The following is a 23,067-nucleotide window of genomic DNA, read 5'->3' on the forward strand; positions in this document are numbered from 1 at the left end:
TCGGCAAGACCGTCCGGGTGGCTCAACCCGGATGGCTACAATCCCCGAAGCATCTGCCGCAACTCGCTCACGTTGGAGGAGACTGCAGTAGCTTCCTCGCTGGTTACACGCCCCGATTTGCACAAGGCACACAGGGCCTGATTGATCGTGATCATGCCAAAGTGCGAGCCGTTTGCGATCGCGGTGTTCAGATCCGTAGTGTCGCCATCCTCAAGCTGCTTGCGGACGGTTGGCGACACGGTCATCACCTCCACGGCCGGGACGCGCGCCTTGCCATCGCTTCGCCGCACAAGTCGCTGTGAGCTGACGCAAAGGAGTGATGCGGCCAACTGCTGGCATACGTCCCGCTTTAGATGCTCCGGGAACCGATTCACGATCCGGTCGATGGTGGCCGCCGCCGAAGTCGTATGCAGAGTGGTCAAAACAAGATGACCGATCTCCGCAGCCTGCATGGCAACCTCAACGGTCTCTCGATCGCGCAGCTCGCCGATGGCGATAACGTCCGGCGATTGTCGCATGACGCTGCGCAGCGCGGTGTCGAATGAAGAGGTGTCGCTGCCAACCTCACGCTGATGGATCAAGCTGAGCTTGTCTTGAAAAACGTACTCCACCGGGTCCTCAACGGTGAAGATATTGGCATGTACGTTTCGGTTGATCTGCTCAATCAGCGCCGCCATCGTTGTGGTTTTACCGCTGCCGGTCGGCCCGGTCACGATCACTAACCCCTGCGGTTCTAACGCAACCGTTTTCAATTGCGCCGGAAGGTTCAGTTCATCAATGGTGTATGGCTGCAGTGGAATGATGCGAAGAGCGGCGCCAATGGCTCCGCGCTGGAGAAACAGGTTGCAGCGAACGCGGACCAGCCCGGGCACCGTGAAAACGGTATCCAGTTCGCGGCCTTCGGAAAGTTGATGCATCCACTCCGCCGAGTCGTCGGTGGCGTCGCCATCGCCTTCGTCGGCCAGGAGCATCCGGTCGCGGGAGGCGCTGTCGATGACTTCGCGGGCGAGTTCACGTGCGTCACGGCCAGTCAGGATGGGCAGGTCGGTCCTGGTCAACCGACCGTCGATCCGGAGTGCCGGCGAGGTTCCGGCCTTCACCACAACATCCGATGCCCTGCGGTGAATTGCGTACTCCACCAGCGCATGGATGTGTTGTCGCTCTGATGTTACAGGATCAACCGCCATGCAGTAACGGGCTCCTCGGCTATTATCTCGCTATTACTATGACGCTATCTGGCATGTCAGACGCGTACCCTGCGCTTGCGCTGTGCCTTCAGCGCTTTCGCGGAGTTGTAAAGCAGTACACCAACAAGTATAATGCTTTCAACCTCATCTTATTGCGGACGCACCCAGAACCGCCCTCGTGCCCAACTTGCATCGAATAACCGACCTGCCGATCAGCCTTCGCACCGCAATCAGCCAGCCCCTCCCCCTCGATCCATCCGACAGTGTGCAAACGGCAGTCTACCGGCTTCGCGTTTCGCGTATCGCCGTTCTGCCGGTCCTTGACGGTGACCGTCTTGTGGGGCTGTTTTCGCTTCGTGATTTGATGCAGCACAGCGCCGGCGCCGCGCCAGGCCCCGACATGATGCTCGCCCCGGTAGCGAAGATTGCGCATGCCCCGCAACTTTGGCTGCCCACCACCTTCAGTCCAACTGAAGCCATGGACGCATTGCTCAGAAGCGGACTGGAGGCCGCACCCGTAGGTGACGGCGCCGGGACATACTTCGGTATGGTTTCCCTTGCCGATCTGCTTACCACACCGGGCACGCCACCGAGGCCGCTCCGGATTGGTGGTATGGCCACGCCATTTGGCGTGTATCTCACCGATGGTTCGCGACAGGCCGGCGCAGGAAACCTTGCGCTAGCTGCAACCGGCGCATTGTTGTTCGTGCTTATCCTGCTGGCAACAGGACTCGTGACGGTAGTGGCTGCCGCAGTGGATTCGGTCACCGGCCTCCGGCTAACGGCGGCCATCGCTTTGATGACGGCGCAAGCGGCGCCGCGCGGCGGTTCCGCGTTCGCCCTTATTGCTGTACAGGCTGTGGTTGTGCTTACTTTTCTGACGATGATGCACCTGACACGACTCGCAGCGTTTCACGGCGCAGAACACCAGGCTGTTCATGCCGTGGAGCGCGGTGAACCGTTGGTTGAGAGCATTGTTCAGCGCATGCCGTTGGCGCATCCGAGGTGCGGCACCAACTTGATGACTGCGGCAATGCTGTTCACCGCCCTCACCGAGGCTCTGTCGCACCTGCCGACTATCACGGTAACCGGTGCCGCGAGCATCGCTGCGCTCAGCACGCTCGCATCCTGGAGAACCCTCGGCACGCAGATCCAATTGCGCTTCACAACCCGCCGGCCGCGCCACCGGGAGATTGTTAGCGGTATTCGCGCAGCGCAGCAACTCGTGGAGCAGTACGGAGCCAGCCAACCCGCCCGCGCAACTGTGCTTCGACGAATATGGTGTGCTGGTGTCCTCCAGACCGCTGCCGGAATGCTGACGGCGGCGATGTTGGCTAACGGAGTGCTCTGGCTGGGTCACCTAGTCCGATTATAGGCCGCACGGTGTCTGCCAATTCACTTACAGGAACGACTACTTGATAACCGATAAGCTAGCGGCAGCGGTCCGCGATACCCTTGAGGCGCTGTGTATGGATGGCAGCCTGTCCCTCAATAACCCGACCGCCACTCCCATCAGTATCGAGATACCGGGACGACCGGATCACGGCGATTATGCGTGCAATGTATCGCTTGTTATTGCGCGCGAGGCCGGTATGCCACCGCGGACGGTCGCCGCCTTGATTCAGGCACGGCTCGCTGCCAATTCCGATCTGTTTGAAAGTGTGACTATCGCTGGACCCGGCTTTTTGAACATGGTGCTCAACCGCGTGTGGATGCGCGACCTGCTCCTGGAGATTTCGGTGGCCGGCCAAGAATATGGCCGATCGCGTCAGTACGCAGGAGAAAGGATTCTGATTGAATTCGTAAGCGCCAATCCAACCGGCCCAATAAGCGTGGTCAACGGTCGCGCCGCGGCAGTTGGCGACGTTTTGGCGAACCTTCTACAGTTTGCGGGCGCTGCCGTCGCTCGCGAATTCTACGTCAATGATGCGCTCAACTCCACGCAGCTCGAGAGGTTCGCGCTCAGCGTCCGAGCACGGTACCTGCAGGAGTTGGGCCGCCCACTCCTGATCCCGCCGGCGGATGGCAGCGCCGATTCAGTTCTGGAGGCTGGTGCGAGCGGCAATCGAGACGGCGAACCGATCCTGTTTCCAGCGGACGGTTACCGCGGCGAATACGTGCGTGACATTGCTCGCGAGGTCGCCATCACCGCTGGACGCGCCTGGGAAACCGCGCCGGAAGACGAGGCGCTTCAGTTCTTTCGAGCCGCAACGCTCGAGCGCCTGGTGGCGTCGCAGCGCGCGGCGCTCCTGGCGTTTGGCGTAGAGTTCGACGTCTGGTTTTATGAGAGCGAGCTGTACGCAAGCGGCGCTGTGGATTCGGTCATCAATCAGCTGAAAGAGCGTGGCTGTACGTACGAATTGGACAGCGCGTTGTGGATCCGCAGTTCGGAATACGGCGATGAGAAGGACCGCGTCCTGATCCGCTCCAACGACAAGCCGACCTACGTTGCCGCCGACATCGCATATCATCACAACAAGTTTCAACGGGGCTTTAACCACCTGCTGGATATCTGGGGCGCAGATCATCACGGATATGTCCAACGCCTTACTGCTGGAGTAACTGCGCTGGGTTACAACCGGGAGGATTTGGAGATAATCCTGCACCAGATGGTCTGCCTGCTGCGAAATGGCGAAGCCGTAATGGGTGGCAAACGAGACGGCGTAGTGATCGAGCTGGAAACCGACCTGATCAACGTCATCGGTCGCGATGCCGCCCGATTCTACTTTCTCCTGGCGTCGCACGATACGCCCGCAACCGTCGATGTGGACCTGGCCCAACGCGAGAGCACCGAGAACCCTGTCTACTACGTGCAGTACGCCCATGCCCGCCTGTGCAACATTCTGGAGAAGGCGGCCGCGGCCGGGATTCTGCCGCCAACGGCTGAGGATGTGGATCCTGAGCAGCTTTGCGAACGGTCGGAACGCGACCTTGCCCGAATCCTTGCTCAGTTTCCGCAGGTGTGCCAGGTTGCAACAGAAATGCGTGAACCCCACCGGTTAACGCGCTTCTGTATCGACCTAGCTTCGGCCCTCAATACTTTCTACGAGCACTGTCGGGTTCTTCCCGGACCTGGAAACCCGCAGGACGTCGACTTGACCCGGGCGCGCCTTGCTCTGGTTGACGGAGCGAGGATCGTATTGGCAAATGCGCTGACCTTGCTAGGGGTTACGGCGCCCGCGCGCATGTGATCTGCATTGACGCGGAAGCCAAAGCATGATAAGATAGGCTGGATATTGGAGGCAAGCCGCATTGGCGGCATCGGATTCTTGCGCATGTATGCTCTGAACTTTTACACCGAATTCTACGAAGAAGTCCTCCGGAACGGTAGAAAAACCGTCACGATCCGTCTCGGCGACAAGTCGAACAAGTACGAAACCGGTATGATCGTTTGGGTAACTATGGGTGCCAGATTTGCTCGCCGCCAAAAGCTGTTTACGGCTATTCTGGATCGCGTGGACGTCAGGACGATTGACCAGCTCTCGCCACGCGAAATTCAAAAAGAGAACGGCGAGTTTCGTGCGCCGCAGGACGTTGCCCAGTTGCTGCAGCGGATATACGGTGAGGATATTTCCGTAGAAGACACGGTCACCGTAATCCACTTCTCCCCCGTTTCGGAGTATTAACTCCGGTGCCGTGGCGCACTCCTCGAACCGAAACCCATGTTCGTTCAGCGCGCCGGGATGTTCCAGGAGAGTTGATCTGATGCGTTTGATATTCCGCGTTCCGGCTTTCTCCGCTGCATTCCTGGCCGCGGCGGCCGGCGCCGCGCCGCCAAAACCGACCAGTGTGGCAATTACGCCACCGACGCGTAAGTACGCGCCGACTGCAGGCATCTACGTGGATGCGGCTGGAGGCAAGCACGCATGGAATGTGTCGGCTACGCACGCTATCTACTGGGATGGCAATCCCTGGATCGCAGCAGCCGCGTCCTTCCAACCGGCTTCGCTTGCTACCGCCGCGCCGTCGGCGTGGGTCGCCGATCAGGCTGCGATACTCAAACTGAAAAGCAGCGGGGCGGGAACGATTCTCGTGAATCCCGGCGTTCCACTGCCCACCGTCAACCCGGTGGCGCTGCAGCGACTCATCAGTTTTCTTGATGCCAATGGCCTCACGTACGGTCTCACCTTTGGTAGTGGCATTCAGACGCCACTCTCGGGAACGGTTGTAAAGCCGGCCGTTTACCGTTATGCGGCAGCGGATGGCGCACTGACGGCTACCTGGCAGGTGCCGAACTGTACGTCGGCCATCGTTACGCTGATCGATACCGGTGATGCAAACAAGATAATCCGTACAACTACCGTAGCGGCCAACAATGGCGTGGTCACGTGTCCGATTGATGTATCGGCTATTGGCAAGGTGGTAGCTATTATCTATCCGCAAATCACGGAGCCGCGGGTCTCCAGCGGGTCACTACCGGACATTTGGGAGCATTTTGACGGCTGGCGCGACTCCGCACTGGCGATGCTGAAACAGGTCCACTTCGGTCCGGGGTTCCGCTTTTTCTGTGACCCTCTGACGCCGCACATCGGTCTCCCAGGCGACACCGACTATATGATTCCAAACTCTCCGGAGTTTCTCCTGGAGTGGGAGGCGTTTTTGGCACGGCGCTACCCCAGCGTAGATGAAGCCCGACAAACCTGGGGCCTGGCCGAAGGCGATTATAAATCGCACAAAGATCTTGCCAGGCTCGTTCCACTCTGGTCAAACGACCGGGGCGCACCCTACTTCTATGACCCCGCCAGCCATCAAACGTACCGGCTGGTAGATGCTCGCGAATCTCGCTGGTGGGCCGATTTTCTCGACTTTCGCAATGCGTCCATTCAGTACTACATGAACGCCATCTGTCGCGTTCTGCGGCACTCGGTTGCCGACGTCCCGGTTGTCTATACGTGGTCCGTGTCACAGCCGTTATTCGCCGGCTCGATATCTGCAGACGGGTGCGATGGCCTTGTCGCCGATGTGCCGGCCGACGCAGAAGCGGCACTTGCGCGAAACCTGGCGCCCTGTTACGCCGAGGCAGAGCAGGCCCAGAAGCGGCTCTGGTGCAGCGTGGAGATAACCGCCCCGAAGCCGGCGTCGGGAGCGCCGACACCTGCCCGCGTCACCGCAATGCTCACCGATGCAGATCGGGCCGGCTTCAAGGGCTTCATTAGCGGAAGTACGGTCAGCACAGACGTGGCTAGTACCTTGCTGAGTTATGCGCATCGCGTGGCTCCAGGGGCCGCAGACTACGCGCCACGCGTGCTCTTCTACCCGCTCAACGCGCCAGGTCCGGCGGACGAGGGCTTTGTCTCATCCGACAGCTCGGTACTGTGGCTTGGCGCCTATCAGCCCGGCGATGCCGTCGATTGGTGGCCCAGCTATAGCGGATATGCCATGCAACTTGGCAACGTAACCGAAACAGTACTCACATCCCTCCGTGGCCGCCGCATTACGCATTTTCTTCTCGCGGATCCGCGCCATGTGCTGGTTCAAACTGCCGCGGGTACTCCCGTGCCGGTAAAGGTGGATGGGCGCAATACGCTGACGGTGACGCTCGATTCCGCACCAACTGTATTCTTCACCGAGGGCCAGCGTCTGGTGCCCGAGGAAGCCGCCAGCGATACGATCGTGCAGCTGATCGCCCTGATGCAGCGCGCCACGGCTGGTCACGTACCCACGGTGGACAACGTCCGACCATCGCTGGACAGAGCCCAGTTTGCATTCCACCAGAAGGATTACGAGCAGGCGTACACCTTTGCCCGAAGCGGCCTCGACGATCTAACCCTGTCGGATCTGCCGTACATCTGGATAGAAGGCGAAAACCCGTTCAACAACATGCAGACGTTTACGCAGGTCGCCTCCAATCCAGCCGCGAGCGGCGATGGCTACCTGCTGCTGGATACGTCCAACGCGCCGGGCAACGCCGGGTACGGCGCCCGATACGTGTTTGATGTACCAGCCGACGGAAAGTACAACTTCTGGATGGCATGCACCCCGCCCGGTCCAGAGACATCGCCAATACGCTGGCGCCTTAACTCCGACCCGCTTCAGGACGTGGCCGACCCGGCCGCAGTAGGCCCACTATACATGCAAGGCCACTTCGGCTGGATTTTGCTGGGCACACAAGATCTGCATGCCGGGTCAGGCCAGGCAGTTACCATCTATGCCGTTGACAAAGCCCCAGCAACGAACAAATACCTGTTCGGAATCGATGCCATCTTAATCACGACACACGTGTTCACACCCAATGGCACCGCGCGGCCGCTGCCCGTGAGCCTAACCAGCAAGCGCCTCGTGCCGTCAAAGAAAGGGCGCGGCTCAGTAGTCCCAGACGTGCTGCCCGGCCCCGACTAGCGGCGCTTGCTGCGGGGCGCCACCGTGCGACGACGATTTGCCCGCTGCCGCTTCTTTAGCGAAGCCGGCTCTCCAAAGCGCGACCGCATGGCGGTCTGCCCGGTAGCACTTCTGGCCCAAACGACGAATGCAGCAAATCCGCCGATCAGTACGATTGCCGTTATCAGGTATTGCATGACGCGTTTCCCACGGCGGGCTCGGGTGACTGTAATCTCCGTGGCACTCGCAAACTTGCCTTTCGCCGCCGGCCCATAGATTCCTCCATGGGTCCCCCTGGGAGCAGCGCCGACGGAACAGCATGAGGTGGCCGCCGCGCCGCGCGGAGAACTAGATTCCCACTCGCGTTACCTCGTGCCTCCCATCATCACCGACCTCGATAGTGAGGCCGCCGTCCAGCACCCCACCAGCTGTAAGCTCCCGCAGACCCGGTGCGCCCAAAACCAGCAGCGCGGTGGAAAGTGCATCACACAACTCCGCCGAATCGCCGACGGCTGCCGCCAGCAGACACGCATGAACCGGTCGACCCGACCGGGGATCGATTACGTGCCCGCGCCATTCGCCTCCAACGAACACCTGCTTACCGCACGGCGTTGAGACGGCCAACGCTTTGTCACGCAGCACCAATTCATGCAGACGTCCCGGCCCGGCTTCGTCCAACGGCTCGTGAATCGCAATGCGCCAGCCCGCCCTACCGGGCGGTGCGCCAATGCATCGCGCACTGCTGGTTCCACTCTCCACCAGCGCGTGATCCACGCCGTTCTCGCTCAGTGATTCGACAATTGCGTCGATCGCGGTGCCTTTGCCGATTGCCCCGGTATCGAGCAAAACTCCCTCACGTAGGAACCTGACCGATCGTGTCGAACGATCTATCTCAACAAGGTGCATGCCGGTGATCTTCAACGCTGCGTCCAGGTCGGCCGGCTCCGGCTGCAGCCCTACACCGTCCGTGATGCCCCATGCATCCAAAAGTGGCCCAACCGTGATGTCAAACGCTCCATGCGTCACGCAGGTCAGAGCGGCGCAGCGCTGTAAAAACGCAAGCACCCGCCCATCACTACGTACCGGTTCCCTGGCGGCCCGTGCGTTAATATCCCAAACATCGCTGCCCGGCATGTATCGGCTCAGCATGGCGTCGAGACGCACCGCCTCTTGCAGGGCTTGCCTTGCCGCGGCCTCCAGCCGCACGGCGTTACCACCGGTGAGCGCCACCTCGAATCGCGCTGCCATAGCGCCCGTGGAGGCCCGAATCAACGGGAACGTCATCGCTGCGAGGCCGAACCAGACAGCAATACCAAGCCGGCGTGCAACACACCACGGGCGCGGCACCTCGAAGGGGCCGCGCCACTCCGTGGTATCACCGGATCGAATCCGGCGCGATTCTCACAACCTGAACCTACGCGCTAACTCGGCGCGTTTCGGGATCGAACGTATACTCCTTCCGATGCCGGTACGAAAGCTCACCCAGCGAGATCATGATCTGAACGCGCAGGCCAAGGTCGATGTTGCAGTTCGGTATGCCGTTGGTCCGAACCGCGTCGAGGAAGTTGCGCTCGTGCGCTGCGATATCCTCGCCTGGCCCTCCGACGGGTAGTACCCCACCCTCGACTTCGTCACTCCAGATCCGCTCCGGCTTGATCTCGACGCCATCTCCACCGAAATAGATCGTGGCCTTGTTCCCGCGCACCATATCCTGCCAGCCGATTTCGTTGATCACGGTGCCGAGCAGCATGATCGAGCACTCGTCCTTCATATCAACGATGATGTTGGTGAAGTCGGGGACTTCACGATCGGGCTTGTGTGTTACCGGATTGATCTTTTGGACGTAGAGGCCGCCCAATGATGCGACGTGGATCGGGAAGCCCTCAAATCCATCCTGCGGCTGTGCCAGCGCAATCATGAGCGGGTGCAGGCGGTGCGGGAAGAGATCGCCCAGGATGCCGCTGCCATACTCCCAGTATTTGCGCCACCGGAAGAAACGATCCGGATCCCACGCTGCCGGCTCAACGCCACGGCGGAAGAGGTCCCAATTGACATATCCATCTCCCGTAGCGTGGGGGCTGGCGTCCGGATCGATCGTATAGTAATTCCACTCGCCCTCTTTGCTGTTACGGCAGTAACTTCCCTGGCCCATAACCGTATGGCCGATTCGACCACTCCGTACAGCGTCGCCTGCAACGTGCCATTTCAGGTCGGTGCAAGATTGAACTCCGATCTGCACCACCCGCTTCGTTCGCTTTGCCGTGGCGTGCATCGCATAGGCCTGCTCCACGGTCTTGCACATCGGCTTTTCGCAATACACGTGCTTTCCAGCGTCCATCGCGGCCATGGCCACGTCCGCGTGCCATTGGTCCGACGTTGTCACCCACACGCAGTCCAAATCCGGCCGCTCCACCAGCCGCCTGAAGTCATCGTAGGCGGCCGCGTCGGCAAGACCTAAAAACTGCTGCGCCTCCTTCTTGCGGCGGACGTACAGGTCACAGACGGCGATCGACTCGGTGTTGTTCTTCAGGTTGTCCTGTGCGTTTTGCTTCAAAAGCCGCACATGTGTCATTCCCTGGCCGCCCAGACCCACGTGACCAATCTGAATCCGGTCGTTGGCGCCGATAATACGCTGCATTGCTGCAGCGGTTGTGGGCATAACGCTCGCTGACGTGGCCCCGGCTGCGACGCCGATTGCAGCCTTCCGCAGAAAGGCGCGCCGCGTGTCGCCCTGCGGGATCGAATTATCACTCATAGTTGCAGAAATCTCCTTTGAGCCCATACGTGCCACCGCCTGCGCCTACCATCCGAGCACCGAGCTGCCGGCCTACGTCAGTGAGAACATTGTAGGATCGAAGACCACCGTGGAACCCGTCATCGAGGCATCGTGCGCCTTGCGAGCTATTACGGTAGCCTGATAGCCCACTGCCGCATCGGCATCCGGTTTCGCTCCGGTACGAACCGAGTTGATAAATGCGGCCACCGACTTGAATAGAGCCGTTTGGCTTACGTCGGTACCAACCGACGCAGGCTGCACTCCCTGAGCCAGCAGCTTCGTTGCGTCGGCGACCAGAGCGACTCCGGTGCCATCGACTTCATCACCGATGGCCAGCTTGTCCTTGCGGGCGTACACCTCCCAGCCCAAAAGCGGGGAGTCGATCTCCTTGAACATCCAGGCCCTCTGGTCCCTCACGAGGATACTGCAGTCGGAGCCCATGAAAACGTCCGAAGCCCCGTCAAACGACGAAACGAGAGTTCCATCGAATATGTATCGCACACTGTTTGGATATTCGAAGATCAACTGTACGGTATCGGGGACCTCGAGGCCCTCACTCTTCCAGAACATAATGTCGCCATGCCCGGTCACCTTGAGCGGCGGCGCGTTCAGAAACCAGGTGGCGATATCGATCTGGTGTATGCCCACCTCGCCGGGTAGACCGCTGGAGGTACTTTTATGCAGACGCCAGTTCAACTCCTGTTCGCGCGCGTCCGTTGGCGCTACCACGTGCCAACTGGTCTTCTTGCGCCACTGCGACCGGCCCTCACAGATAGTGCCCAATGCGAGACTGCGGATAAACCCCAGCACGTGGTGATGCTGCTTGTTGGCCCGGTACTGGAGGCCGGTCTGGAAAATGGTCTTGGCGGCTGCGCCAGCCTGAGCGATGCTTTTCGCGTCATCGAGATCGGAGGCCAGGGGCGCTTCGCAGTAAACATGCTTGCCGGCGCTCAGAGCATCCAGGACGATCTGCTTGTGTTCGTGAGATGGCGTGGCAACAAATACAGCTTGAACGGCGGCTGAGCTCAAGACCTGCTTGTAGTCGGCCACGGCCTGAGCTTGCGGCACGATATCGGTTGCGTGCTTGATAAACGCCGGCACCGAATAGCTATCGCAGACATAGCTCACCGATATTCCGTCCTGCTTCGCCAGAGCTGCCGTGATCTCACGCCCCCTCGGCCCAAGGCCGATTACGGCGCAGTTTACTGCCGCAGGCGCTGCCGTATTCGCGTGCGCGGGTTCTGGTTGCAACTCCTCCACCATAAAACCGCCTGCGGCGGCGGTTAACAGCGCGGAGTCCCGAATAAAGTCACGACGATTCAAATTAACCTCTTTCCCGGTGCCGTTCGATGGTGGAGTTCCAGCCCCAGCAGCTCCACGCTTATAGTCTACCCTCGCGGTTTGCGGACAGCGAGCACTCAGGTTGTACCAGACAGCGTGCCGCCGAGGAACCCCGTAAGCGCCAAAACTCCAAGAGCGACAAACGCAAGAATATAATAGGTTCTCGGCGGCGCCGCATCAGGCGTTGCAAAAAGCTTTCGCCGAACAAAAAAGAGGCTCCAAAGCATTACGAATGAGCCCGCGCCAAAAACTGTATGGAACAGAAGTGTGCCGGCCAGGGCCGCCCCACCAAACGCAATGCGCCACGCCAGAATGCCCGCGATGCAAGCCGGTACCGACATGACGGCAGCAGCCATCAAGTTGAATGCCGCCCCAATGTGCAGCTGCGGTGACCGGCGGACGAGCGCCAGAACATCCAACAGAAGGCTGAATACAAACAGCGCTATCGGAAAGTGAACCAGGAGCGGGTGCTGTGCGCGCGGAGAAAGCAGCGTGGTCCGTAGCGTGAACAGGCCCAGAAACGAACTGAGTCCGTCGGCATGGCTGCCCGACGCCAGTTTTGGTTTGCCGGCGTCGCCAGGAAAGCTGGTAGGATCCCCAGGGAGCGTATCGGCGCCAATCTCCTGGCCATTGGTGAATCCATCGCCGTCCGAGTCGATGTTGTCAATCGAGTGGAGGATCGATGCATTGATAACGCTCGCGTTGGCTTCCTTCAAGGCGTTGCGCACGGTCCGGCCATATGGGTTTAGATTCGGCGGCCCCGAAGGCGCGTGGCAAAGTGTGCATGCCTGCGCAGCTGCCGCGACGGTGCCACCGGGCACCGGATGGTAAACCGCTATGAATATCGGCGGAAATGTTGGTTTGGCCCACGCCATTCCGGGCGAGGTCAGCAAGCCAGCGGATGCCAGCAACGCAAGCGCTGCGCAGCGGATAGTTCGTACACGGTCAAATGCAGGGCGGAAGTTTGGCATCACATCCTTTTCTAGTTGCATGAACAGACGTCGATTGCTCTGCGTCCATCAACCGAACCCGATTCTATGGCACGCAAGCCGTCACTTTACTCACTACGAAATTGGGGTGGATGCTGTTCGCGGAGCCGTGTATGGGCAGCGGTTGATACACCGACCAGCCAGCATACGGGAGGAAGAGGCCAGGCGATTTTAGCACGGCGGCATCGTAGCCGCCTGACAAGCGCTATGTCAACCCAGGGGTGCGATCACCCACTCAGGTTGTTGATGGAAGATCTTCCAGAAGCGACACGGCATCCTCCTCAGCAGCCAGATGCAGCGAAATCAATGCCGAAAGCGAGTACAGGCATCGACTGACCTCGTGACGCTCGTCTGGATCAAGCTGCGGCCCTGTCGACCCTCTCACAACAGAACCGAGGTTGGCAACCAGCGCCGTGATCTCGGCATGCATGCGAAGCATGGCCGCCATCGGATCCGGCCCGCCAAGCTTCTTGGCCAACGCCGGAAACACAGCCCGTTCCTCGGATGCCTGGTGCGGTTCAACCAGCGCGGTCACTTCACTGTAAATCCGTCTCAGCGCGTCCAGCGCAACGAAGCCAGGCTCATCGAGGCGTCCCGCGGTTTCTACCATTTCTTGCGCCAGCCGCCGGAGAACCGCATGCTCGGCAACCATCCTCTGGATCTCGGTATGTGCGGAGCTTGTATCTGCAGGTATGTCTTTTGGCCGAACCAGTACCCGCAACGCATTCAGGATCACAGCCGCGTCGATCGCCTCTTGCAAAAAAGCCCCGGGAATGGGTGGCAGGCGCCCGCCGGCAGCAAACCCCATCGCGATAAACGACAGCAACATGCCGACGATGATCGACTGGAGTGCGATAAACCGCGACCTTCGTGCAATACCGATCAGTTCCGGAATGCGGTCCAGCCGGTCAACCAGCAGGACAGCGTCCGCCGCGGTGGCGGATACACCGGATCCATGGACACCCATCGCAACGCCAACGTCAGCCTCGCCGAGTGCGAGGGCGTCGTTCATACCGTCGCCGACCATCATCACAGGACCGGCGCGCTGTTCCTCACGGACAGCATCGATCTTATCCTGCGGCAGCAATCCCGTAAGTATCCGGTCGAGGTGCACGCGCGATGCAACCGCCTCGGCGTTCTCCAAACTGTCACCGGTAAGCATCACAATCCGGTTGAGGCCCAATGTCCGGAGCTGTCTGAGCGTGCGTGGAGCTTCCGGGCGCAGCGCATCATCCAACCGTACCACGCCTGAAAGGTTCCTATCTACGGCTACCCAAACTGATCCGGGACCGGCCTTCGCCGCGAGCCGGCGGGAGTGGATGCCGGAGGTATCTACGCCTGATGCGAGCAGGAGCTGCATGGCGCCGACGAGTAGTTCATGGCCCTCTACCGTAGCCGATACCCCTAGCCCACCCTTCGCCTGCACACTCGTTGGTAACGACAGGTTCAGCCCGGCTGCCACAGCAGCGCGCACCACGGCGCGGGCGGATACGTGTTCGACACTCTGTTCTGCCGAAGCTGCGAGACGAAGCACGTCGGTTTCCGTCCATGGCTCTGCCGCAACTATCGATGACACCAACGGCTCGCCGCGGGTGAGTGTGCCGGTCTTGTCAAAGAGCGCGATATGTACACCGGCGAGCCGCTCCAGAACGCTCCCGCCCTTTACAACCACGCCTCGCCCCGCTGCACGTGAGACGCCACAGACGAACGCAACTGGTGCCGCCAGAATCAGTGGGCAAGGCGTGGCGACGACCAGCACGGCGAGAGCACGCTGAGGGTCGCCAGAATGCCACCATGCCGCCGCCGTTACCACAAGGACTGCAGGCAGGAAGAGCACTGCCCACCGATCCGCCATCCGTACCAGGGGCGGACGCTCCATCGCGGCGTCCTCCACGCGGCGGATCATCCCCATCCAGGTGCTGTCTTGCGCGGTTGCTGTGGCAACCATACTGAACGATCCACCGCTGTTGCTCACTCCGCTGCGGATACTCGAGCCAACGACGTGAGCGACAGGGAGCGGCTCACCGGTCAGTGAGGACTCGTCCAGCAGGGCGGTCTCGGCGGCGACGCTCCCATCCACCGGAACAACCTCACCGCCGCGCACAAATAGCATATCGCCGACGGCTACCGCGGTCGCGGGTACATCTTCGAGCTGGCCGTTGCGCTGCAAGTGGGCGACGTCGGGCGTGCGGGCGTGAAGTTTGCTCAACTCCAGCCGTGCCCGGGCTGTGGCCGACTCTTCCAGCGCCGAGCCGCCCGCGACCATGACAGCGATGACGCCACCGGCCAGCCACGAGCCAAGCGCCGCTGAGCCGGCAAGCGCTATGAGCGCTATAACATCAACGCCTGGAGCGCCGCGGCGGATGCCCGCCAGCGCCTCAATGGTCAGAACCAGTATGACGGGCGTCATCGCCGCCGCATCCAGGATGTTCGCCACCAGCGGCAGCCCGGCAACGCCGAAGACAGCGGCTATTACAACGCAAGTCGCGGTGAATGCCGCAAGAAGCCGGCGGTGGCGCATCAGTTAGGCGGGCTCGATTCAGGCCGACTTGACGTAGATCGTACCGCCTTCTACCTTGGCCATGAAGCGGGTCAGCGGACGTGGCGGCGGGCCCGAAATCACGCGACCGGAAGCATCGTACTGCCCGCCATGGCAGGGACACACGAACCGGTTGAGGTTGTGATGCCAGCCCACGCGGCAGCCGGCGTGCGTGCAGATGGCCGACAGCGCAATAACGCCGGACTCGCTGTTCTGGACCCACACCGTCTGCTGCATAGAGCTCTTCATCCAACCGTCGTTGGAAGGCGATAAATAGTCGGCCGCTGTGAACGTTCCGGCCGGGAAATCGGCTACCGGACCCAATGCCACCCATGCACCCTTGCTTTTTGGCTGCAGCACCGGCGTCAAGAGAGCCGCGATAAATGGTATGCCGATAAACCCCGCCAGCAGTGCCGACAATCCGCCAACAAGCCAGCTGAGCAGCCGGCGCCGCGAGGGCGGGATATAAGGAACCTCATCATCGGGTTGAGGTGGTGCCGGACAGTTCATTTTGATGCTCCTTTCAAAGTGGCCAGATAAGTGCCCAACGATTTCAGGTCTGAAGCGGAGAGCTTGAACGCCGGCATCGTCGTCTTCGGATTATGCCCGGTGGGGTTCGCGACCTGAGACTCCAGCCAGGCCTCCGTCTCCCTGGAACCGACGGCATCCAGTGCGGGACCTACCTGCCCACCCTTACCGCCGATGCTGTGGCAGCCCGAGCAATTCTGTGCGGCATATACTTTCAGGCCGGCCAATGCCTGAGCCGACAGTCCGGGTGCGGCCTTGGGCAGCGCCGCGGCCGCTCCGGAGGCGCCACTTGCAAGGCTCTGCTGCTCACTGGTGAGTGCGATACCCGTCAATACAACCACGACAAGGAGTACCGCGCCGGTCGGCGCCAGCACGCGAACACGCCGCCGCGGATCCCGTTCTGGGCCGCGGTCCAACCACGGCAGCAGCAGTAGCGCCAGCCCAAGTACGGCTGGAATTACGACCACGCCAACTACCTCAAGCGAACCGGGTAGGTACTTCAAGCCCTGGTAGAGCGAGAGAAAATACCACTCCGGGCGTGGGACGAAGCTCGCGTTGGTAGGGTCCGCGCGTGCAGCAAGCCCGACCGGTTTGAGAATGGCGAGCGCGATAACAACACTGAAAGCACCGACGGCGACCATGATGTCGCGGAACGCCTGTTTTGGAAAGAATGCATCACCTTTACCGTGGTGAGGCTTCCAGGTGCCCGCTGAGCCCATCTTTCGCACCAGAAAGAGGTGTAAGCCAACAAACGGAACCAACAGCGCGGGAAAGAGCATGGTATGCGCGGTGTAAAACCTCATCAAGGTCATGGCGCCCACATTGCCTCCACCGCGCAGCAGCCGCATTGCAATGCCACCCACCAAAGGCACGCTCCGTGCGAGTGCAGTGCCCACCGTAGTCGCCCAGTACGCTCGCTGATCCCATGGCAGTAGATAACCCGTAAAGGCGAAGCCCGCAATGAGAAGCAGGAGGAACACGCCGATCAGCCACGTGAGTTCCCGCGGATTCTTGTAAGCGCCCCAAATGATGACGCGCAGCATATGCAGTGTCACCACGATCACGACCGCGCTGGCGGTGTACGAGTGAATGCTCCGCAAGAAGCTGCCGAACAGCACATCGTGTCGGATGAACTGAATGCTCGCATAGGCATGGTCGGGGGTGGGTGCATAGTTCAGAGCGAGGGCGACACCGGTGGTGATCTGAACAATCAGAAACATAAACGTGAGATTGCCCAGGCTGTGAGCCCACCCGATGCCTGGCGCCATCGGCTTGACTAACTCTTCTTTGGCGATCGTTACAAACCCACCGTGCTCATCCAGCCACTCTGCAGCTCGCTTCACGTCGCAGCTATCTCCTTCTATCGCGCCGGTTTACAGTTGCCTGGCAGAGAAACCGCCGCGAGAGGCGGCGGGAACCTGACAGCGAGTTATGGATACAGAACTCTTGCACACTTACGAACAAGGTACCCGCTCTAACGCCAATTTGCCAGCGAGCGGCCGGTCTTGGTGCGAATCTCACACAAAGAGCGTGAAACGCCGGCCAGCAGTGTCGTGGATACGCGTGTTTCTGCGCCGCCGATTGCGGCCTGCGATCACATCCTGTGCGACGGCCCGCCGGCTAAAGCTTACCGGCGCGCAGGAAACGGCCGCCCGGTTGAAGAAATATCGCACGTAATTCGGCTCTCCCATGGCGCTCGGTACCACACCGGCAGTTCCTCCGCCGGCGCGTGGTCCTGCGCAGTTGCTTTTATCACGAGGCAGTACCATGAAACCAATAAGATCGGCCGGCTGCTTGCTGGCTCTTGCATCGATATGCCTGGCAGTACCGGCTGCTGCGCAGACCGTAAACCCCGCACTCTATTCCGGCCTGGTATGGCGCAACATCGGTCCGTTCCGCGGCGGCCGCGTCTCGGCGGTAACCGGAGCCGTCGGTGAGCCCGGTGTCTTTTACATCGGGCTGCCGCTGGGTGGCGTGTGGAAGACTACCGGCGCAGGTACCACCTGGACACCGATCTTCGACTCGATCAAAACCGCATCGTGCGTCGGCGCAATCGAAGTTGCCCCGTCCGATCCCAACATCATCTATGTTGGGATGGGCGACCTCATAACCGGCGGCGGCATCGATGAAGGCAATGGAGTTTACAAATCCACTGACGCGGGCAAAACCTGGACCCACCTTGGTCTGGACGACACCCGCCAGATTCCTTCCATACTCGTCGATCCGCACAATCCGGACTTGGCGATGCTCGCCGCACAAGGCAATATCCACGCGCTATCCACGATGCGCGGCGTCTATCGAACCACGGATGGCGGCGCCAGCTGGACAAAGACACTCTACGTGGATAACCAGACTGGTGTGCAGAAGATTGCATGGGCGGAGGATGACCCCAGCGTAATGCTGGCTACCACCGTTCATCACTACATTGCGCCGCCCCAGCCGGGCCGTCCGCCGGCCTTTGGCGGACCGTTCGGTGGAGCGCAACCCGGCACACACCTGTTCAAATCTACCGACGAGGGACTAACATGGCACGAGCTTACGGGTGGAGGATTGCCGAAGCTTGGAGGAAGAACCTGCGTCGCCGTGGCGATGCATACCAACGGTCAGCGCATGTTCCTCGTCGGCAACTTCGGACTCTATCGCTCTGACGACGGCGGCGCTACGTGGCGGCAGATGGACGCTGCGGATCATCGAGTGGCCAACGGACAGGGAGGCTACAACTGCGGCGTGTACGTAAGCCCCGCAGATCCCAACACCGTGTACGTGATCAACACATCCTCATACATCTCGCGGGATGGCGGCAACACATTCACAGGGTTCAAGGGCGCTCCCGGTGGAGATGACCCACAGCAGATGTGGATCGACCCGACCAATGCCAAGCGAATGCTGCTTGGCATGGACCAAGGCGCCACCGTATCGCTGGATGGTGGTCTCACCTGGAGCAGCTGGTACAACCAGCCCACCTCCCAGATCTACCACCTTTCCGTAAACAACGCGTGGCCATACTGGGTGTTTGGCACCCAGCAGGATACGGATGCCGTGTCCACCGCAAGCCGGGGCAACCTCGGCGAGATCACGCCCCTCGACTGGCTGCCGCATCCCGGGTCCGAGTTTGGCTCCATCGCCGCCGACCCGCTCGATCCCAATATCAGCTACGCCAGCGGCGGCGGCGGCGGCGTGATGAAGGTCATCAATCCCAGCGGACAGTGGTTCAGCATTGGACCGAGCCTCGATCCATCGCTGTCGCTGTTCGGCGGGCGAAACCAGCCGATGATGTTCTCACCGACGAATCCGCATGAACTTATGGTCGGCTTCCAGTACCTGATGGCGACCACGGATGGCGGCATGCACTGGTTCAAGCTCAGCCCGGACCTTGGCCATCCCAAAGGGTATGTCCCACCCGCCCCCGGTGCACGACCGGCCGTCCGCCGGCGGCCCTCCGGCGGAAACGCGCCAGAGGACGAGACAAGCGGAAACGCCCAGTTCTTCCCGGGTCGCGGTGGCGCCATAGACTCCTTTTCTCCGTCGAGCGTCGATGGCAAGATTATATGGGCCGGCACTTCCAACGGCCTGATCAAGCTGACGCGTGACGGCGGTAAGACCTGGTCCGATGTCACTATTCCGGATTTGCCGAAGCAGGATCCGGGCGATGTGACCTGCATCGACGCATCCCACCAGGATCCGGCAGAGGCCTATGCGGCAGTCGACCGGCAAATGACTGGAGACTACACGCCCTGGTTCTATCGCACCCGCGATTACGGCGCAACGTGGACGAAGATCGTCGCCGGCCTTCCCACCGACCAGCCGAGCGGCAGCTTCGCGCGCTTCATCCGGGCGGATACCGAGCGGAAGGGGCTCTTGTTCGCCGGGACCGAAAGCTCCGTCTACGTGTCGTTCAACGACGGCGACAACTGGCAGTCACTGATGCTGAACCTGCCGAACACCTCGTACCGCGACATGGTGATACACGGCAACGACCTCGTAACCTGTACGTACGGCCGGGGCTTCTGGGTGCTCGACGATATCTCGCCGCTGCGTCAGATCACGGCATCGATGGCCAACAGCGACGTTGTACTCTTCAAGCCGGGCAATGCGGTCCGCGTGCGCCGGAACGTTGGCAACGACACACCGTTCCCGCCAGAGGTACCGCATGCGCTCAACCCGCCGGATGGCGCAATCGTCTACTATTGGTTGGGCAAACCGGCCAGCGGGTTGGTAACGCTGGATGTTACCGATGCCGATGGACACGAGATCCGCCACTACTCCAGCGCGCCGATCACATCGCATGCAGCGCCGCCGCCCGAGCCCGACTTCTGGATCGCCAAAGTGATGCCCCTGCCTTCCAATGAGGGAATGACGCGCGTCAACTGGAACCTACGGTACGACGATCCGCCGGCATTCAATCACGGCTATGGGATCAATGCGAATCCTGGTCTTACGCCAGCAACACCGCAAGGACCGATGGTTCTTCCGGGCGTATACACGCTGACACTCCGCGCGAACGGACATACCGAAACCCAAACGGTCACCGTAACCAACGATCCTCGATCGCCGGCCACACCGGCGGACTTGCGATCGTTGTTTGCGCAACAGATCGCCATGTACAACGGCGGAAGAGCGGCCTACAACTACTACCAGCAGGTGGCAGATATGGAGACGGCGGTTACCGCCTCCGTCCATGGCAGCACCGACAAAGCGGTTACCGACGCGGCGGCGGCATTCACCAAAGAGCTCCAGGCGATCGGTGGGCAGGCGCAGTTCAACTTCCGCTTCTTTGGAGGTTTCCGGCGAGGCGGCCGGCCGCAAGCGCCGACCTTTGCCGACGTCAATCGCAATATGTTGAGGTTTCTCGACATGCTCGGGACCGGTGATCTGGCGCCGACCGAGGGGATGGTGAAGGGCTGCGATGCCGCTACGGCGAGCCTGACAAACTGCCTGGATCGCTGGCGGGCGTTGAACGGCAAGGACCTGACGGCATTCAATGCCGTGCTCTCAGCACATAACCTGCCAACCGTAGCGGCTGCGATACTGCCCTAGCTCAGCCGGCTGCGCCCGCGCTGCCCTGCGAACAGCGCAATATGCCGCACCGAGGGGCGCCTCCACTGACGGAGGCGCCCCTCGGTGCATGGAGGCGGTATTAATCGCTGCGGACCATGTCTCGCAACGACGATTACCGGCCGCCTGCGGATGGGTGGCGAATTGCGGCAGACCAGGCCAAAACACGCGGTGAACCCGGACTTCAAATGGCTGGCAGTTGCCCGGTATAGCCCGGTACGCAGCTTCGCCCACCTTGACCAAATGATTACATGCCGCCTCGTCCAGTAACAATGTGCCGTTGGAGGCATCGTTTGCCGATAACCTGCTTTTCGACCCCTCTGCAGGCAACGCACATCGTACAACTCGATGAACGCCGATGACGATGCTGCGAGGCGTGTGGCAAGCGCGAAAAAGGGCGCCCGGAGCTGTGCCCCGGACGCCCTCGTCCTGGCGTGCGTTATGTGCGCTCTCTACCTTACGCGGCGCGCTCCGCGAAACGCCGTTCGGTAGTAACCGGAACTCAGCGAATCTTCACGCACTCCGCCGCTTCTCCGACTGGAAGCGTGAACAAAGCGCCCGTTGCCAACGTACACACCGACGTGGGAGATGCCCGGTGTCACCGTGTGAAAAAACACCAGATCACCGGCCTTGAGGCTGCGATATGAAACCTTGGTCCCCAGTTGGAACTGCGCCCGTGCCGAGTGCGGCAGTGATACGCCGTGCTTTGCAAACACATAGCGTGTGAACCCGGAGCAATCGAAGCCGCCGCGTCCCGAGCCCCCGTATACATATGGCGTGCCGCGATATGCGAACGCCGTCTTGACAATGCGCACGCCCCGTGTTCCGGCTCCACTTCGTGATCTGCCGGACGCCATAGCAACGCGCACCGGTTTGGCTGCGCGCACTGCACCATTCGAGTGCCTGGACAATGCCAGCCGATGGTGAAGGGCCGCCGATGCCAATCGCGCTGCATGCGCCACAGCCAGTCGATGGTGGGTGGCCGCTGAAGCCACGCGAGCCGCTTGCGCCACTTCCAGTCGGTGTCGCCTAGCCGCGGAAGCCAGTTGCTGGTCGCGCTTTGTTTTGGCAGCCATCCGCCTGGAGGGCGCGTGTACCGCCCTACCCGAGTTGTGTTTCCTCTGAGTATGAGCAGCCGAGGCAATACGCTGAAGATGCTTCGCCCGCGCCGCTGCCTGCGGTTTGGCTACCACCCGGGCAATGCGCGTTGCTGGTACCGGCGCAGTTTTCCCCGCGCTGCTGCCGACAAAGTCGTTGCGGACCCAACCTACCGTGCCACTTGCAAGAGCAACCTGCGACCAGCCGTCGCGCCGGGCGGTAACGATTACGTGCGTGCCTGAATCGATGCATGTCATCAACGGGTGCTGCTCACCCGGCCCCATCCGTACGCTAACTCGGTTGGCAACGATTTGCCGAGGGAGATAGAGCGATCCGTGAACAACAACGTGCTTTGGAGGATCGGGAATTGTAACTACGGTTCCAATTCCCACAGTATTGCCATTACCCAGGTGATTGACTTTGAGGATAGCCTCTACCGATACGTGGTACCGCTGAGCTAAGAGCGAGAGGTTTTCGCCCTTCTGGAGTTTGTGATGCGTCTCGGCGTTTGCGAGTCCAGCAGCAACAGCCAGGGTAGCTCCGGCTATGAGAGTCGTGCTGGCTCCAAGTCTCAATAACTTCATAGGCAACATCCTTTCGGGTTTCGAGTTGGAGGCGCCATGGCGCAATGCAAGCCAGATGCGAACCATGCAGCGAACTCGTGCGTCCACTGGTTACCGACGAGGCGGGATCGTCCGCGAAAGCGCTTCCTGCTCTTCCACTGCCGCTGATGGGCAGATCTGCGCCCGGCCAACGGGCGCACAATAAGCTTAGCCTATTGGCGCGCAGCCTGTCAACCTTGCGCGTGGGCTCAACTAAAACCTGACCGGAGTAGAATTGTTGCTTCCTCGTAAAACCTGACCGAAAGGCTAAACGGCTCGCCGGCTTTCGGGAGGAATCGCAGCGGGACGGTGAGCCGGTTCAGACGATCATCATCTCGTACAACGTGGCCGGTATCCAGGGGCAGACACCGGCCGCAAAGGCCGCCCCGCATGAGTCCAAGCCCGGCGGAGGCGGGGCCGGATCGACGAATTGAGCCGGCTGTCCCGTACGCGGCGGAACATTCGGGGCCCGTGAAAGTCGGACTCTGATCCGACGCAACGAGACTGCGCAGTTCTCGACGGGAACTGATGCGTGCCCGGGATGCCTGATGGCGCAATCCGCCGTATCATCGCTGTGCTAGCGTCCAACATCCTCGGGCCGGCCTCACAATGCCGGTCCCAACGATCCGCGCGC

The 23,067-nt window shown here is 60.9% G+C and carries 14 protein-coding genes; 5 read left to right on the top strand and 9 right to left on the bottom strand.

The window, feature by feature from the left end; genetic code table 11:
• Positions 1–35: 35 nt before the first annotated feature.
• Positions 36–1,187 (bottom strand): PilT/PilU family type 4a pilus ATPase, encoded by a 1,152-nt coding sequence (locus tag KGJ62_05310; GenBank protein ID MDE2125990.1) that lies wholly within the window; start codon positions 1,185–1,187, stop codon positions 36–38.
• Positions 1,188–1,365: 178 nt separating this feature from the next.
• On the opposite strand from KGJ62_05310, the gene KGJ62_05315 reads away from it, so the two are divergent.
• The 4 genes from KGJ62_05315 to KGJ62_05330 all read left to right on the top strand — a co-directional run bounded on the left by KGJ62_05315 (position 1,366) and on the right by KGJ62_05330 (position 7,526).
• Complete coding sequence (locus tag KGJ62_05315) at positions 1,366–2,562, top strand: DUF1385 domain-containing protein (GenBank protein MDE2125991.1); 1,197 nt, start codon at positions 1,366–1,368, stop codon at positions 2,560–2,562.
• Positions 2,563–2,602: 40 nt separating this feature from the next.
• On the top strand, positions 2,603–4,378 hold the full coding sequence (locus tag KGJ62_05320) for an arginine--tRNA ligase (protein ID MDE2125992.1): 1,776 nt from the start codon (positions 2,603–2,605) through the stop codon (positions 4,376–4,378).
• Between the two features lie 84 nt (positions 4,379–4,462).
• A complete protein-coding gene (locus KGJ62_05325; protein MDE2125993.1) occupies positions 4,463–4,813 on the top strand; it encodes an ASCH domain-containing protein in 351 nt (116 codons plus the stop codon).
• 79 nt (positions 4,814–4,892) lie between these two features.
• The gene (locus tag KGJ62_05330) at positions 4,893–7,526 is read left to right on the top strand and encodes a hypothetical protein (protein ID MDE2125994.1); all 2,634 of its coding nucleotides are present in this window, start codon (positions 4,893–4,895) and stop codon (positions 7,524–7,526) included.
• A 327-nt stretch (positions 7,527–7,853) separates the two neighbouring features.
• On the opposite strand, the gene KGJ62_05335 is transcribed toward KGJ62_05330, so the two are convergent.
• From KGJ62_05335 to KGJ62_05365, 7 genes are all read right to left on the bottom strand, one after another.
• The gene (locus tag KGJ62_05335; GenBank protein MDE2125995.1) at positions 7,854–8,789 is read right to left on the bottom strand and encodes an FAD:protein FMN transferase; all 936 of its coding nucleotides are present in this window, start codon (positions 8,787–8,789) and stop codon (positions 7,854–7,856) included.
• A 130-nt stretch (positions 8,790–8,919) separates the two neighbouring features.
• Positions 8,920–10,260 (bottom strand): Gfo/Idh/MocA family oxidoreductase, encoded by a 1,341-nt coding sequence (locus KGJ62_05340; protein ID MDE2125996.1) that lies wholly within the window; start codon positions 10,258–10,260, stop codon positions 8,920–8,922.
• Positions 10,261–10,332: 72 nt separating this feature from the next.
• The gene (locus tag KGJ62_05345; protein MDE2125997.1) at positions 10,333–11,604 is read right to left on the bottom strand and encodes a Gfo/Idh/MocA family oxidoreductase; all 1,272 of its coding nucleotides are present in this window, start codon (positions 11,602–11,604) and stop codon (positions 10,333–10,335) included.
• A gap of 95 nt (positions 11,605–11,699) precedes the next feature.
• Positions 11,700–12,614: a hypothetical protein gene (locus KGJ62_05350; GenBank protein ID MDE2125998.1), complete on the bottom strand. Its 915-nt coding sequence runs from the start codon at positions 12,612–12,614 to the stop codon at positions 11,700–11,702.
• A gap of 232 nt (positions 12,615–12,846) precedes the next feature.
• The gene (locus KGJ62_05355) at positions 12,847–15,132 is read right to left on the bottom strand and encodes a heavy metal translocating P-type ATPase (protein ID MDE2125999.1); all 2,286 of its coding nucleotides are present in this window, start codon (positions 15,130–15,132) and stop codon (positions 12,847–12,849) included.
• 18 nt (positions 15,133–15,150) lie between these two features.
• Entirely contained in the window at positions 15,151–15,660 is a 510-nt protein-coding gene (locus KGJ62_05360; GenBank protein MDE2126000.1) for a ubiquinol-cytochrome c reductase iron-sulfur subunit, read from the bottom strand.
• On the bottom strand, positions 15,657–17,021 hold the full coding sequence (locus KGJ62_05365; protein ID MDE2126001.1) for a cytochrome b N-terminal domain-containing protein: 1,365 nt from the start codon (positions 17,019–17,021) through the stop codon (positions 15,657–15,659). Before KGJ62_05365 ends, KGJ62_05360 begins: the two co-directional genes overlap by 4 nt.
• 424 nt (positions 17,022–17,445) lie before the next feature.
• Here KGJ62_05365 and KGJ62_05370 point away from each other — a divergent pair, with 424 nt between their 5' ends.
• Positions 17,446–20,715 carry an exo-alpha-sialidase gene (locus tag KGJ62_05370; GenBank protein ID MDE2126002.1) on the top strand — a complete coding sequence of 1,090 codons (3,270 nt, stop codon included), beginning with the start codon at positions 17,446–17,448 and terminating at the stop codon, positions 20,713–20,715.
• A gap of 470 nt (positions 20,716–21,185) precedes the next feature.
• On the opposite strand, the gene KGJ62_05375 is transcribed toward KGJ62_05370, so the two are convergent.
• Positions 21,186–22,415: a C40 family peptidase gene (locus KGJ62_05375; GenBank protein MDE2126003.1), complete on the bottom strand. Its 1,230-nt coding sequence runs from the start codon at positions 22,413–22,415 to the stop codon at positions 21,186–21,188.
• Between the last annotated feature and the right edge of the window lie 652 nt (positions 22,416–23,067).

This window comes from Armatimonadota bacterium, from assembly GCA_028871815.1.
Lineage (GTDB): Bacteria > Armatimonadota > Chthonomonadetes > Chthonomonadales > Chthonomonadaceae > REEB205.

What these genes read in the sequence shown, in the direction of transcription:
- KGJ62_05325 (MDE2125993.1), top strand. Translation starts at nt 4,463, where the DNA reads ATGTATGCTCTGAACTTTTACACCGAATTCTACGAAGAAGTCCTCCGG.
- KGJ62_05360 (MDE2126000.1), bottom strand. Translation starts at nt 15,660, where the DNA reads ATGAACTGTCCGGCACCACCTCAACCCGATGATGAGGTTCCTTATATC.
- KGJ62_05375 (MDE2126003.1), bottom strand. Translation starts at nt 22,415, where the DNA reads ATGAAGTTATTGAGACTTGGAGCCAGCACGACTCTCATAGCCGGAGCT.
- KGJ62_05335 (MDE2125995.1), bottom strand. Translation starts at nt 8,789, where the DNA reads ATGACGTTCCCGTTGATTCGGGCCTCCACGGGCGCTATGGCAGCGCGA.
- KGJ62_05370 (MDE2126002.1), top strand. Translation starts at nt 17,446, where the DNA reads ATGAAACCAATAAGATCGGCCGGCTGCTTGCTGGCTCTTGCATCGATA.
- KGJ62_05355 (MDE2125999.1), bottom strand. Translation starts at nt 15,132, where the DNA reads ATGCGCCACCGCCGGCTTCTTGCGGCATTCACCGCGACTTGCGTTGTA.
- KGJ62_05310 (MDE2125990.1), bottom strand. Translation starts at nt 1,187, where the DNA reads ATGGCGGTTGATCCTGTAACATCAGAGCGACAACACATCCATGCGCTG.
- KGJ62_05340 (MDE2125996.1), bottom strand. Translation starts at nt 10,260, where the DNA reads ATGAGTGATAATTCGATCCCGCAGGGCGACACGCGGCGCGCCTTTCTG.
- KGJ62_05330 (MDE2125994.1), top strand. Translation starts at nt 4,893, where the DNA reads ATGCGTTTGATATTCCGCGTTCCGGCTTTCTCCGCTGCATTCCTGGCC.
- KGJ62_05350 (MDE2125998.1), bottom strand. Translation starts at nt 12,614, where the DNA reads ATGCAACTAGAAAAGGATGTGATGCCAAACTTCCGCCCTGCATTTGAC.